General features: G+C 64.9%; 11 protein-coding genes and 3 riboswitches. Of the genes, 5 read left to right on the forward strand and 6 right to left on the reverse strand.

The genetic code is table 11. The features are described 5' to 3' along the window. Positions 1–4: 4 nt before the first annotated feature. Positions 5–607 carry a cob(I)yrinic acid a,c-diamide adenosyltransferase gene (gene cobO / locus LDZ26_RS15840; protein WP_206469486.1) on the reverse strand — a complete coding sequence of 201 codons (603 nt, stop codon included), beginning with the start codon at positions 605–607 and terminating at the stop codon, positions 5–7. 8 nt (positions 608–615) lie between these two features. After that, positions 616–993, reverse strand: coding sequence for a cobalamin biosynthesis protein (locus LDZ26_RS15845; protein WP_244850095.1), 378 nt, complete (start codon positions 991–993; stop codon positions 616–618). An 85-nt stretch (positions 994–1,078) separates the two neighbouring features. Next, positions 1,079–1,327: riboswitch (cobalamin riboswitch) on the reverse strand. A gap of 53 nt (positions 1,328–1,380) precedes the next feature. After that, positions 1,381–1,628, forward strand: a riboswitch (cobalamin riboswitch). A gap of 125 nt (positions 1,629–1,753) precedes the next feature. Between LDZ26_RS15845 and cobW the strand changes: the two genes are divergently transcribed. From cobW to LDZ26_RS15865, 4 genes are all read left to right on the forward strand, one after another. Continuing rightward, positions 1,754–2,833, forward strand: a complete 1,080-nt coding sequence (cobW, locus tag LDZ26_RS15850; RefSeq protein WP_244850096.1) for a cobalamin biosynthesis protein CobW — start codon at positions 1,754–1,756, stop codon at positions 2,831–2,833. A gap of 4 nt (positions 2,834–2,837) precedes the next feature. Beyond that, positions 2,838–6,611 (forward strand): cobaltochelatase subunit CobN, encoded by a 3,774-nt coding sequence (cobN, locus tag LDZ26_RS15855; protein WP_244850097.1) that lies wholly within the window; start codon positions 2,838–2,840, stop codon positions 6,609–6,611. Next, positions 6,608–7,621, forward strand: a complete 1,014-nt coding sequence (locus LDZ26_RS15860; RefSeq protein ID WP_244850098.1) for an ATP-binding protein — start codon at positions 6,608–6,610, stop codon at positions 7,619–7,621. Before cobN ends, LDZ26_RS15860 begins: the two co-directional genes overlap by 4 nt. Positions 7,622–7,734: 113 nt before the next feature. After that, positions 7,735–8,304, forward strand: a complete 570-nt coding sequence (locus LDZ26_RS15865; RefSeq protein WP_244850099.1) for a VWA domain-containing protein — start codon at positions 7,735–7,737, stop codon at positions 8,302–8,304. Here the strand turns inward: LDZ26_RS15865 and cobJ are convergent. Genes cobJ through cobG form a run of 4 tightly spaced genes read right to left on the reverse strand, consistent with a single transcriptional unit; the run spans position 8,283 to position 12,481 of the window. Further along, positions 8,283–9,926: a precorrin-3B C(17)-methyltransferase gene (gene cobJ, locus LDZ26_RS15870; RefSeq protein ID WP_370650728.1), complete on the reverse strand. Its 1,644-nt coding sequence runs from the start codon at positions 9,924–9,926 to the stop codon at positions 8,283–8,285. The genes LDZ26_RS15865 and cobJ overlap by 22 nt on opposite strands. Further along, positions 9,923–10,648: a precorrin-2 C(20)-methyltransferase gene (locus LDZ26_RS15875; protein WP_244850101.1), complete on the reverse strand. Its 726-nt coding sequence runs from the start codon at positions 10,646–10,648 to the stop codon at positions 9,923–9,925. Before LDZ26_RS15875 ends, cobJ begins: the two co-directional genes overlap by 4 nt. Continuing rightward, on the reverse strand, positions 10,648–11,274 hold the full coding sequence (locus LDZ26_RS15880) for a precorrin-8X methylmutase (protein WP_244850102.1): 627 nt from the start codon (positions 11,272–11,274) through the stop codon (positions 10,648–10,650). The genes LDZ26_RS15875 and LDZ26_RS15880 overlap by 1 nt, the downstream gene beginning before the upstream one ends. Then, positions 11,267–12,481, reverse strand: coding sequence for a precorrin-3B synthase (cobG, locus tag LDZ26_RS15885; RefSeq protein ID WP_244850103.1), 1,215 nt, complete (start codon positions 12,479–12,481; stop codon positions 11,267–11,269). The genes LDZ26_RS15880 and cobG overlap by 8 nt, the downstream gene beginning before the upstream one ends. Positions 12,482–12,631: 150 nt before the next feature. Then, positions 12,632–12,820: riboswitch (cobalamin riboswitch) on the reverse strand. 84 nt (positions 12,821–12,904) lie between these two features. On the opposite strand from cobG, the gene cbiE reads away from it, so the two are divergent. Next, complete coding sequence (gene cbiE / locus LDZ26_RS15890; protein ID WP_244850104.1) at positions 12,905–14,113, forward strand: precorrin-6y C5,15-methyltransferase (decarboxylating) subunit CbiE; 1,209 nt, start codon at positions 12,905–12,907, stop codon at positions 14,111–14,113. Positions 14,114–14,123: the final 10 nt, after the last annotated feature.

Genomic DNA, 14,123 nt, shown 5'->3' on the forward strand with positions numbered 1-14,123 from the left:
GAGCTCAGTACTCGACGCCACGTTGCGCCTTGACGCCCTGCTCGCGATACGGATGCTTCACGAGCCGCATCTCCGTGACGAGGTCCGCCAGTTCGACGAGCGCATCCGGCGCATGACGGCCCGTCACGACCACATGCAGCATCGCAGGACGCGCCTTCAACACATCGAGCACTTCGTCGAGCGGCAAGTACTCGTACTTGAGCACGGTGTTGAGCTCGTCGAGCACGACCATCTGATATTCGCCGCTTTCGATCATGCGCCGCGCTTCGTTCCAGCCTTTGCGCGCCGTCGCCATGTCGGCCTCGCGGTTTTGCGTGTTCCAGGTATAGCCGTCGCCCATCGTCACGAAATCGCAATTGGCGACCGCGCTCAGGAAATCCCGCTCTGACGTATGCAGCGCGCCTTTGATGAACTGGACGACGCCGAGCTTCATGCCGTGCCCGAGCACGCGCACCGCCATGCCGAAAGCGGCCGTGGTCTTGCCCTTGCCATTGCCTGTGTTGACGATCAAGAGACCCTTCTCGTGATCGGCGGCGGCCTGCTTCTTTTCGTGGCCTTCCTTGCGACGCTGCGTCATGCGCAGATGCGATTCCGTATCGGTTTTCATGGGCTCTTTCAGGCTTTCTTCGTTGCTATGGCGACAGTCACATGACCGTCGATCATCTTCGGCACAACAAGCTCTCCGCCCTCGCTCGCGAGCAGCGCGCTAGGCTCGCATACACCCTCGGCGGGCATGTGCGCGAGCTGGTCTGCGCGATAGAAACGCAATGGCAGCGCATGACGCTCGCAGAAGACACGCAAGCCGGCTTCGTCGTGTTTGATGTCGATGCTCGCGACCACCGCGATGTGCGCGAACGTGAGTTCCGCTGCTCGGAGCGCATAAAGCGCACGAAGCGCACGAAGGACGGCCGCTTCTATCGCATCGGCGCTAACGCCGCGTTTGCAGCCGATGCCGATGGCAAGATGGCGCAGGCTCACGCAAGGAAACATCATCGAACGAATGGACGGAAATGCTTGCGCCGCCCATGCGTCCCTCGCGGATGGCGGCGTTCGGCGAAGGCATCGTGACAGCGAGATGCGCTTCGTCCCCTGCGATGGCCGGTATCCGGGCTTGCGGCCTTCATCGCGCAGCCTTCCCACCGTGAACGGGCAGTGGCCGTGTGCGCCATGCGCGATACCGTGCAAGCCGATACCGCCGGTCGCGTACCGTTGCGGGGACAGCACAGGTTGGCGAGCGCCTGCATGATCGCGAAGACGCCGCTTTCTGTTTCCCGTTTAACTGCGCGTTTCGTGTGAACGCGCGAGCACCAGTCGCGCGCCAACGATACCACATGCACCGGTTTCAACGCCGGCTTCCTTGACGCTCCTTCGCGGGGAGCCTAGACTTCACGCAGTTCTGGTGCCCGCGTGCGAGCTTCTTTCGCACGCAGTTAAACGGGAAGCAGGAAGCGCATCGTCCTTTATGCGAACGGACGCGCCAACCTGCGCTGCCCCCGCAACGGTAAGAGACCGGCGGTATCGCTAGTACGATATCGCGCGTTGCGCACGAAGCCACTGTCGGGACACGGCAGGAAGGCTGCGCGACGAGGTCCCAAGCCCGGATACCGGCCAGAACTTCGCAGGGCCCACGCCGCGGGGATGCGGCATGTCCCATGATCCATCAGTCGTGCGCTTTTTTCCGCAGCTCTCGCCGGCGATACCTTGCTCGCGCGACGCACGCACGACGCATGCATACACGAGCCACGGAGCGACGATGCAAACCCGCAAGATACCCGTCACGGTCGTGACCGGCTTTCTCGGCAGCGGCAAGACCACCTTGATGCGCCATATCATGTCGAATGCGCAGGGCTTGCGCCTTGCTGTCATCGTGAATGAGTTCGGCGAACTCGGCATAGACGGGGAAATCCTGAAGGGTTGCGGTATCGGTTGCGACGACGAAGCCGGGTCCTCGGAGCGCAATCTCTATGAACTCGCTAACGGGTGCCTGTGCTGCACGGTGCAGGAAGAGTTCTATCCGGTGATGGAGCAGTTGCTGGAACGCCGCGAGCACATCGACCATGTGTTGATCGAGACGTCGGGCCTCGCGTTGCCGAAGCCGCTCGTGCAGGCATTCAACTGGCCGTCGATCAAGAATGCGTTCACGGTGGATGCCGTCATCACGGTGGTCGATGGTCCTGCCGCCGCAAGCGGACAGTTCGCGGCGAACCCCGCAGCGGTCGATGCGCAACGCAAAGCCGACCCCAATCTCGATCACGAATCGCCGCTGCACGAGCTATTCGAAGATCAACTGTCCTCGGCTGATCTCGTGATCGTCAACAAGACCGACCTCATGGACGCGGACGCAATGCGCCGCGTGGAAGCGCTCGTGCGGCCCGAGATTCCGCCGCAAGTGAAGGTCGTGCCCGCGCAAATGGGCAAGCTCGATCTGCATGCGCTGCTCGGTCTGCAATCCGCGTCCGAGGACAGCATTCATCTTCGCCACGATCATCACGGTTCTGCCGACGACGAAGGCTACGTGGATCATCACCATGACGAATTCGATTCGGTCGTCGTCGAAGCACACGTGGAATCGCGCGAACAGGCCATTGCCGCGTTGCAGGCGCTGGTGGAGAGCCACACGATCTATCGCGTGAAAGGGTTCGCCGCGCTGCCGGGCGCGGGCATGCGTCTCGTGGTGCAAGGCGTGGGCCGGCGCTTCGACAGCTATTTCGACCGGCGCTGGAACGAAGGGGAAGCCGCGAGCCGCTTCGTGCTGATCGGAGAAGACCTCGATCGTCAAACCCTGCAAACAGCGTTGAACGCGGCGCTCGCAAACGCGCTCGCGCAGGCCTGACGCAATGCATCTGTTACGCACGACGCCGGGCGGTTTCGTCGATGACGCGGCAGGCGTCATGCGTATCGAGCAGACGCGCGCACCGATCGTCGTACTGAGTTCAGCCGATACCACGCTCGCGCTGCTTGCAAGCGTGTTTCCGCGTCTCGAGCCGGGCTTTCCCGAAGTGCGGCTCGCGAATCAATCGTTTTTGCGCCAGCCCGCATCGGTCGATTTCTACGTCGACGATGTATTGCGTCATGCGCGCGTCGTCATCGTCGATCATCTCGGCGGTGAATCGTACTGGCCTTATGGCATCGAGCGAATCGTGGCGCTCGCCGAGCACGAGAAGCAGATGCTTGCCATGTTCTCGGGCGATCTCACCGAAGACCCGAACCTGATCAGCAAGAGTACCGCGGATGCCGAGTTTTGCCGTGAGTTGTCGCGCTATCTGCGCGAAGGCGGCGCAGGCAATGCCGAGGAATTTTTGCGCGCGATCGGTTATCACGCATTCGGCTTCGGCCGCGCGCCGCAAGCGCCGCGTCCGCTGCCTGCCGTGGCCATCTATCATCCCGAGCGCGACATCGCCGCAATCGACGACTGGCGGGCGCGCTGGACCGACGGCGCGCCCGTGGTCGCGATCCTGTTTTATCGCGCGCATCTGCAAGCGGGCAATACCGCTGTATTCGATGCGCTCATCGAAGCCCTCGAAAAGGAAGGGCTGAATCCGCTGCCGATTGCGATTGCTTCGCTGAAGGAAAGCGTGAGCCGCGAAGTGATCGCGCGCTTGTGCATCGAGCATCGCGCATCGCTCGTATTGAACACGACTGCGTTCGCAGCCAGCGTGATCGGCGAAAGCGAAGACTTCGACATCGCGGGCGATGCGCCCGTGCTGCAGGTGATATTGAGCGGCGGCAATCGCGAAGAGTGGGAAAAGGACAACCACGGTCTCAATTCGCGCGATGTAGCGATGCATGTCGCGTTGCCCGAGGTCGATGGCCGCATCATCACGCGCGCGGTCAGCTTCAAGGGACTCGCGTATCACTGCGCGCAGACGCAAGTGGACGTGGTGCGTTATCAGGCCGATGCCGAACGCGTGCGCTTCGTCGCCGAATTGAGCCGCCGTTGGTGCAAGCTGCGGCATACGCCGAACCAGAAGAAGCGCATCGCGCTCGTGCTCGCCAACTATCCGGCGAGCGAAGGACGCATCGGCAACGGCGTAGGGCTCGATACGCCGGCATCCGCGGTCGGCATCCTGTCGATGCTCGCACGCGAAGGCTATCGCGTGGGCGAATTGCCGGGGAGCGGCGACGCGCTCATCGCCGCATTGACGCAAGGCGTGACGAACGATCCCGTGGTTCGCGACATGCGGCCGGCGTTGCAAAGCCTCTCGCTCGACGACTATCTCGACGCTTATCGCGCGTTGCCCGCCGATGCACGCGCCGCGCTGGAAAAGACGTGGGGCGCGCCGGAAGACGATCCGACATTGAGGGGCGGCCGCTTCATGATCGCGGGCTATCGCTGCGGTGAAGTGTTCGTCGGCATTCAACCGTCGCGGTCGCGCGAACGCAACGACTACGCGAGCTACCACGATGCCGAACTCGTTCCACCGCATTCTTATCTTGCGTTCTACTTCTGGCTGCGCATGCGCTTTAGCGCCGACGCGCTCGTGCATGTCGGCAAGCACGGCAATCTGGAATGGCTGCCGGGCAAGAGCGTCGCGCTGTCGGCATCGTGCTGGCCCGATCTGATTCTCGGGCCGATGCCGCATCTTTATCCTTTCATCGTCAACGATCCGGGCGAGGGCAGTCAGGCGAAGCGGCGGGCGCAAGCGGTCATCATCGATCATCTGATGCCGCCGCTTACGCGCGCCGAGAACTATGGTCCGCTGCAAGACCTCGAACGGCAGGTCGATGAGTACTACGAAGCATTGATGGTCGACGTCCGACGCGCGAAGCTGTTGCGCAAGTCCATACTTGCGAGCATCGTCGAGAACAAGCTGCACGAAGAACTCGGCCTCGATGCCCCGCGCGATACGTCGGGCGAAGACGCGTTGCTCACGCGCGCCGATGCGTACCTGTGCGAGCTGAAGGAAGCGCAGATACGCGATGGACTGCATGTTTTCGGCGTGTCGCCGCAAGGCGCGCAGCGGCGCGATACGCTGCTTGCGCTCGGGCGTTTCCCGATCGGCGACGGTCAGGGCGCGAATGCAAGCCTGATCACCGCGCTCGCACGCGACCTGCAATTAGGCGACGACTTCGATCCGCTCGACGCCGACTGGGCCGCGTCGTGGCAAGGGCCGCGTCCGCCGGCATTGCAGGCGGTGAGTGATGCGCCATGGCGTCATCACGGCGACACGCGCGAGCGGCTGGAATGCCTCGCATTGCAGCTTATCGAGGGCAATGCAGCCGCACCCGGTCCGCATACGCAACGCGTGCTGGAACGCTTGCATGGCGATGTGCTCGCGCGGCTCGATGCATGCGGACCGCAAGAGTCGCTGCAACTGAAACGCGGTCTCGAAGGCCGCTTCGTTCCGCCGGGGCCGAGCGGTTCGCCATCGCGCGGCAGACCCGACGTGCTCCCGACGGGGCGTAACTTCTATTCGGTCGATACGCGCGCATTGCCGACGCAAGCGGCCTGGTCGCTCGGGCTCAAGTCCGCGAACTTGCTCGTCGAGCGGCACGTGCAGGACCACGGCGATTACCCGCGCGCCATCGGTCTGTCGGTGTGGGGCACGGCCACCATGCGCACGGGCGGCGACGACATCGCGCAAGCGTTTGCGCTCATCGGCGTGCGGCCGAAATGGGCGGCGGGCAGCCATCGCGTCACCGACTTCGAGATTCTGCCGATCTCCATCTTCAACCGGCCGCGCATCGACGTCACGCTGCGCGTATCCGGCTTTTTCCGCGATGCGTTCGCGAATCTCATGCATCTGTTCGATGCAGCCGTGCAGGCCATAGCGGAACTCGAAGACGAGCCGGAAGACGTCAACCCGATTCGCGCGCGTATTCTGCGTGAGCGCGACGAGTTGATCGGACGCGGCGTCGATGCCAAAGAAGCGCGGCTGCGTGCCGGCTGGCGCGTGTTCAGCACGAAGCCGGGCGCGTACGGCGCGGGCTTGCAGGAGCTGATCGACCTGAAGCAATGGGAAACCGACGCAGATCTGTCCGCCGCTTATCAAAGCACGGGCGGCTATGCCTATTCGCAAGCCGGCGATGGCGTCGAAGCGCGTTCGAGCTTCGGCGCGCGGCTCTCGACGCTCGATGTGGTGCTTCAGAACCAGGATAACCGTGAGCACGACGTGCTCGATTCGAACGACTATCACCAGTTTCAGGGCGGAATGATCGCGGCGGTGCGTTACTTGTCGGGCGTGCAGCCGCAGGCGTACAACGCGGATCACAGCAACCCCGCCGCGCCACGCATGCGCACGCTGAACGAAGAGATCGCGCGTGTGGTGCGCTCGCGCGTGGTCAATCCCAAGTGGATCGACGGCGTGAAGCGGCATGGCTACAAGGGCGCGTCTGAACTCGCCGCGACGGTCGATTATCTCTTCGGTTACGATGCCACCGCGCGCGTCGTCTCCGATCATCAATATGCGCTCGTCACGGATGCCTACGTGAACGATGCCGATACGCGTGAATTCATCGCGCGACACAACCCGCACGCGCTCCGGTCGATCTGCGAGCGCCTGCTCGAAGCGATGCAGCGCGGGCTGTGGCAGGAACCCGGCGGCTATCGGCAGTCCGTGACGCAGCATCTGCTCGATGTCGAGCAGCAACTCGAAGGCCGACAGACTTGAACGAAACTTCATTTTTTCCCGCGTTTCCTTTCACCGCGCTCGTCGGGCAAGCGCCGTTGCAGCAGGCGTTGCTGCTCGCGGCGGTCGATCCGTCATTGGGCGGTGTGCTCGTGAGCGGACCGCGCGGCACCGCGAAATCCACGGCGGCGCGCGCGCTCGCTGAACTGTTGCCGGAAGGGAAACTCGTCACCTTGCCGCTCGGCGCGAGCGAAGAGCAACTTATCGGCACGCTCGATATTCAAAGCGCGTTGCGCGATGGCGGCGTGAAGTTCTCGCCAGGCTTGCTCGCGAAAGCGCATCGCGGTGTCCTGTATGTCGACGAAGTGAATTTGCTGCCGAATCCTCTCGTCGATCAACTGCTCGACGTGGCGGCGAGCGGCGTGAATATCATCGAGCGCGACGGCATATCGCATCGGCATGACGCGCGGTTCGTGCTGATCGGCACCATGAATCCGGAAGAGGGGGAACTGCGCCCGCAATTGCTGGATCGCTTCGGGCTTGCCGTCGAACTCGCGAACTGCTTCGACGCTAATGTGCGCCAGCGGATCGTCAAGGCAAGACTCGCATTCGATTCGGACGCCGAAGCATTTCGCGCACAGCACGCGGATAATCAGGCGGCGCTCGCCGAACGCATCGAAGCGGCGCGCGCGGCGCTCGATGAGTTCGATTTCGATGACGTCGTGCATGCGCACGTGAGCGAGCTGTGCATTGCGGCCAACGTCGACGGCCTGCGAGCCGATCTCGTGATGCTGCGCGCGGCGCGTGCGCTCGCGGCGCTCGAAGGCGCGGAATACGTCGAAACGAAGCATGTCGATTGCGTGGCCGACGCGGTATTGCGGCATCGCCGGCGCGAGCATGAAGCGTCGTCTCGTGAATCAACGCGTGAATCATCGCGGCCGGAAGCAAGCGCCAATTCCGCGCAAGGCGGCGATTGGGGTTACATGCCGCCGGAGCCCGTCGGTATCGCTAAGGTCAAGCAGGTCAGGCCGCTCGCCGCAAAAAAAGCCTGAGCCATCGAAGGCCCGACGCCGATGCGAACGCGCATCGTCTTCGATGGCAGGAGGCGCGTTCGCGTGGGCGGGAACATGCGCGTGAAGGGCTCGCTACTGCATCGGTCGACTGGATGGCGACACTGCGCGCCAAACGCAATGCTCGCTTCGATGCCGGTCACTTGCGCTATCGACGTGGCCAAGGCGAAGCATCCGCGCTGCATTGCTTCGTGCTCGATTGCTCCGGCTCGATGCTCGGCGGCGAACGTCTTGCGCGCGCGAAGGGCTTGCTGATCGCGTTGTTCGACCGCGCGTATCGGGAACGTGCGGAGGTCGCGCTGGTGTGCTTCGGCGGGGGACGCGCTGAAGTGCGTCGTCAACCCGGAACGGCGCATTGGTTCAATGACCGCTGGATTGCGCCGATTGGCGGCGGAGGCGGCACGCCACTCACGCTTGGGTTAGCGACGGCATCGACGGTGCTGGCGCGGGCCGCGCGTCGCAAGCCTTCGCAACGCCGCTGGTTGTGGCTGTTGAGCGATGGACGCACGAACGAACGGCCCGCAGCGCCCCCGCTGGCCGACCGTATCGTCGTGGTGGATTTCGAGGAAGGACGCGTGCGGGTCGGCGCGGCGCACGCGCTCGCGCTCGACTGGCGCGCGCAGCACATACCCGCCGAATCGCTTCAATACGAGCGAGGCGTATAAACCCATTCGCCGTCGCCGATCACGCGCGTCTTCGACGACCCGACGATCACCATCGTTCGCATATCGACGAGACCGCCGTGCAATTCGCCGAGCGTCACGACACGCATCGTTTCCGCTGGACGTCCCACGTCGCGGCCGAGCACGACGGGCGTCGCCGCGTCGCGATGCTCGCGCACGATGTCGATTGCGCGATCAAACTGCCAGGGTCGCGCCTTCGATAGCGGGTTATAGAACGCCATCACGAGATCCGCTTCGCTTGCATGCCGAATGCGATGCTCGATCACGTCCCAGGGCTTGAGGTTGTCGGAGAGCGACAGCACGCAGAAGTCATGGCCGAGCGGCGCGCCCGCGCGCGCGGCCGTTGCGAGCGATGCGGATACGCCCGGCACGATAGCGAGTTTCACGGCGGCCCATCCGGCATGCGTCGCGCGTCCTTCGTCGAGCGCTTCGAGTACGGCGGCAGCCATCGCGAAGACGCCGGGATCGCCCGACGATACGATCACGACCTTTCGCCCTTCGCTCGCGAGTTCGAACGCATGGCGTGCGCGCTGCAACTCCTCGCGGTTGTCGGTCATGTGAATGCGCTGCTCTGCGCGAAAGGGGCCGGCCATGCGCACGTACGTCTCGTAGCCGAGAACGTCCTGCGCGGAATCGAGTGCAACTCTTGCGGCAGGCGTCATCAAGTCTGCGCTGCCGGGACCGAGTCCGATGACCGTCAACGTGCCGCGCGCGCGACCGATGGACTCGACATCTATCGGCGCTTCGGCCACGCTCAGCGCGATTCCGTGCGCACGAAGCGCGTCATGGGGCGGCGGTTCGTTGCTGAAGCGAAGCGGCACGTCGAGCGCGTTGGCAGCATCGCTGAGCGCATCGAACGTCGTGCTTTCTGTCGTTGCGACCAGCGCGACCAGTGCAAGCGGCGACAGTCCGTGTTCGCGCAATGCATGCCGAACGCGATCAGCGATCGCATCGTCCGGCGCATCGATCCACGCGGCCACGCAACGCGGATGAATCACGAGACTGCGCTCATCGTTCATCACATGCGGCGTGACGCGCACTGCAAGGCGCGCGTCTTGAGCGCGAGGCAAGTCGGCGTGATCGAGCCACGGTGCATGACCTTCTATGCGCGTCGTTTCGCCCGCGAGCAAGTCGGACACGAAGCGCTTGCCACGCTCCATATCCGCCAGCGCGTAGCCATCGGGCGGAGCAAGCAGGCACATGCCGAAGCGAAGTTCGCCGCTCGTCGTGATCGCGGGCGTGACATCGAGCGCCGCGGCGATCTCGCGCGCCAGCACATTCACGCCGCTCGTGCCGCCGAGCAGCGGCACGACGGCGCTGCCATCCTGCGCGACCGCGAGCACCGGCGGCTCCGCGCCTTTGTTCGTGAGACAAGGCGCGAGCGAGCGAATCACGATGCCTGCCGCGCACAGCGCGACGATAGGCGTGGCGGCAAGATAAAGCGCTCGCACGTGCGCGCCGAAATCGTCGTAGGCAATATCGGCATGGGTGCGATTGGCGAGACCATGCACGAGCGACCCGGGATAACGCGCCTGAATGCGGCGCGCGACAGGAAGCGCGCTTTCGCCGAGCACGACGATCGCGACTGATGACGCCGCGTTCATGCCTGCCATTTCTTCCCCGGCACGACGAGCAGCGAGAAATAGGGCGACGCCATCGGATCCACTTCATCGAGCGGCACGATCCGTTGATTCGCCATCGTCGCGCGTTCGACATAAAGCGCGCGCTTGTCCAGCCCCAGATCGGTGAGCACGCGCCGCACCTTGTCGAAGTTGCGGCCGAGCTTCATCACGACGGCTGCATCCGATGCTTCGAGCTTGCACTTCAACTCGTCTTCCGGCAGCACGCCGGACAGCACGCAGAGACTCTGATTGCGATAAACGAGCGGCACGCCGAGCACGGACACGCCGCCCAGCATCGAACATACGCCGGGCACGACATGCGCATCGAAACGTCCGGCGAGACGGTCGTGCAGATACATGTACGACCCGTAGAAGAAGGGATCGCCTTCGCAGATCACTGCCACATCGCGGCCCGCTTCGAGATGATCGGCAATGGCGAGCGCGGCTTCATCGTAGAACGCGCTGATGATCGTCTCGTAGCACAGCGGCGGTTCTAGCACTTCGGTCGTCACCGGATACACGAGCGGCAGGCGTGTCTGCGCGTCGTCGAGATGCGCTTCGATGATGCCGAACGCGTTGCCCTTCTTGCCCTTCGCGACGAAATACGCGACCACCGGCGCAGACTTCAGAAGCCGCAGCGCTTTCACGGTGATGAGTTCGGGGTCGCCCGGACCGACGCCGAGACCATACAGGCGTCCGCTCATTATTCGTTCTCCGAAGCAAGTGCGTTCACTGCGGCGGCGGCCATCGCGCTGCCGCCGCGTCGTCCGTGTAATGCGACGAAGGGCACGCCGCGGCTGTCGGCTGCGAGCATCGCCTTCGATTCGGCAGCGCCGATAAAGCCGACCGGGAACCCGAGAATGAGCGCGGGCTTCGGCGCGCCGGCATCGAGCATGTCGAGCAGATGAAAGAGCGCGGTGGGCGCGTTGCCTATCGCGACGACCGCGCCTTGCAGATGCGGCCGCCATAGTTCGAGCGCAGCGGCAGAACGCGTGTTGCGCATGGCGCGGGCGCGCTCGGGCACGGACGGATCGCCGAGCGTGCAGATGATGCGGTTATCGGCCGGAAGACGCGCCTCGGTAATGCCGTGCGCGACCATGCGGGCATCGCAGAGTATCGGCGCGCCGGCTGCGAGGGCCGTGCGGCCCGCGTCGCCCGCGCCGGGAGAGAAGCGCAGATCGTCGACGATATCCACCATGCCGCACGCGTGAATCAGCCGCACGGCGAGCTTTTCGAGGTCGCGCGGAATCGCGCTCAGGTTCGCTTCGGCGCGGATCGTCGCGAAGGACTGGCGATAAATCTCGGCGCCGTCGCGGATATAGTCAAGCATCGGCATGGCTCCGGGCGAGCCACGCGGCCGCCTCTTCGATGGATACGTTTGGTGCGACGAGGCGCGCGTCGACATGCAAGTCATAGCGTCCGGTCGACACCGCAATCAATGTGTTCGCGACGGGATGCGCGGCGGCGCACGAGCGTTCGCAGCCGCTTATATGCACATCGTCGTGTACAGGCAGCAGCGCGGCGAGGCGGTGAGCGTCGGCTTTGGTATCGGCGCGACTCTTCGCGCAGCCCGGCGAACCGGCGCACGCGATGAGGCGTGCAAGCGGATCGTCTGCGCGCGTGATAAGCCCGAGCGCGTTCATGCGGTCGAGCACGTGTTCCGTATCTCGCGGCATCACGTCAGGCATGAGCACGCCTTGCCAGGGCGTCATCAAGAGCCGGCCTTGCGCGTGCGTCGAAGCAAGATCGGCGAGCGCGTCGAGCGTGGCGGCGTCGAGCCGTCCGAGTTGCGTCTGCGCGCCGACATGCCAGTTTGCGCCATTCGGCATCGGATGCGCGCCGAAGCGCAGCGCGTCGTTGACAGGCGCGCGACGCCAGGCAGTGTCGACGGGATCGAACGAAAGCATCGCGAGAAAACGCGTCACGCCGATTCGCGCGAGCAACTCACGCATGCGATGCTCGTCGTTCGAAGCGAGCGCAACGAACGCGCGCAGCGCCGCGATCACGAAGTCCACGACATGCTCGCGCGCGATGCTGCCGAGCGCGGGCGAGTCGCTATCACGGTGCGGGATCGCACCAGCGAAGCCGAACGCGTAACGCGTGCCGTCGTCGAGCGCGGAAAGCCAGAGATCGTGCGCATGATCGAGCATCGCGAGCCGTTCGCCGCCGTCGAGTTGCAGCGCGAACTTCGGCGACAACGCGTGCAGCGCGGCATCGCCCTGCATGGCGGTGACGATGGCGGCGGCAAGGCCGCGCGTGGCGTCGCTCGCGAGCGGACTCAGCATCACGTTGCGCAAGTCGTCGCCGCCTTCAGTGTGCGGACCGAGGCCCGCGTTCAGCGCGATATCGACGAGTTCCGCGTGGGCATCGTCACGAATGCCGCGCAGTTGCAGATTCGCGCGATTGGTCAGCTCGATGACGCCCGAGCCGCACTGTACGGCCGCCCGCGCGACGGCATGCGCCGCGTGCGCGCGGAGTTCGCCGCCTGCAAGACGGAGGCGCGCGAGCCCGCCGTCGCGCGCCTGCACGATGCGCATGAGGCCGGGACAAGCCGAGGGCCGCGGTGTCGGAAAAGAAGCGTTCAAAAGCGTGACCGGTGCGATTCTCGCTTCGGGCGATGCCACCGGTACACCCCGCCCGGACGGCGTCGCGCGAATATTGCGTGTAAAGCGTGCTGAGCGTGTATAGCTTGGAAAGCGTGAGTCGGCAGGTCTCTTGGCTGGCAGGTCTGCGCCCGCGCCGGCCTTCCCGGTATAAACCAGTGGCAGTGGAGCGCGGACTCGCTGCGTACAATTGCGGGGGCAGCCACAGTTTCGCTGTGTTCCCTGTTAGGCCCGCGGGTTGAACCGTTGGGCACCGACGTACCGATGTATTATGCCCGCTTTTATCGACCATCAGAACGCTTCGTGCCCGGTATCGTCGCATGAAGCGCGTCGCGAACCGCAAGGAGGGCACGTCTCATGTCGAGCTGGCTGACCGTGATAGGCATCGGCGAGGACGGCTGGCAGGGCCTGAGCCGCGCGGCGCGACGCGCGCTTGTCGAGGCCGGCGCGATACACGGCGGCGAGCGTCATCTCGCGCTCTTGCCTGCGCGTATACCCGCGCGCCGCGTGCCGTGGCCGAGCCCGTTTTCTCTCGATGCCGTGCTCGCCGAGCGCACGCGCGGCACGCCCGTATGCGTGCTCGCGAGCGGCGACCCCATGTTCTTCGGCGTCGGCGCGACGCTCGCTCGCGAGCTTTCCGTCGACGAGATGCGCGTGATTCCCGCGCCTTCGTCGCTGTCGCTCGCCGCTGCCCGTTTGCAGTGGGCGTTGCAGGACGCGCGCTGCGTGTCGCTTGTCGGGCGGCCCGTTGCTTCGCTGCTTGCGCATGTGTTTCGCGGCGAGCGCCTGCTTGTCCTGAGCGCGGACGGCGCGACGCCCGCTGCCATCGCTTCGCTCTTGACGGCGCATGGATTCGGCCCGAGCCGCATGACGGTCTTCGAGCATCTCGGCGGCGCGAACGAACGCCGCATCGACGAGCGCGCGGACGACTGGCGCGAGCCCTTCGTGGCGTCGCTCAATCTCGTGGCCATCGAATGCCGCACGCATGCGGGCCATGCCGGTCCGCCGCTCACGCCCGGCCTGCCCGACGACGCGTATCGTCACGACGGCCAGTTGACCAAGCGCGATGTGCGTGCCGTCACGCTCGCGCGCCTTGCGCCGCAGCCGCGCGAACTGCTGTGGGACGTGGGCGCGGGCTGCGGGTCGATCGGCATCGAATGGATGCGCGCGCATGTGTCCTGCCGCGCCATCGCCATCGAAGCGAACGAGGGCCGGCAGCGTCTGATCGAACATAACCGCGATGCGCTCGGCGTGCCCGCGCTTCAGCTCGTCAAGGGCGAGGCGCCCGCCGCACTCGCTGGCCTTCCCGCGCCCGACGTCGTGTTCATCGGCGGCGGCGTGACCGTGCCGGGCGTGCTCGATATGTGCTGGTCGCGGCTGCGTCAGGGTGGCCGGCTGGTTGCGAACGCGGTCACGCTGCAAAGCGAAGCCGCGCTCGTCGACTGGCGCGCGCGGCATGGCGGTGAACTCCTGCGCATCGGCGTGGCGCTCGCGGAGCCGCTCGGCGGCTTCGATACCTGGCGGCAAGCGTTGCCCATCACGCTGCTCTGCGCAAGCAAGCCTTGACCGCATTCGA

The organism is Caballeronia sp. SL2Y3, from assembly GCF_022879575.1.
Taxonomy (GTDB): domain Bacteria; phylum Pseudomonadota; class Gammaproteobacteria; order Burkholderiales; family Burkholderiaceae; genus Caballeronia.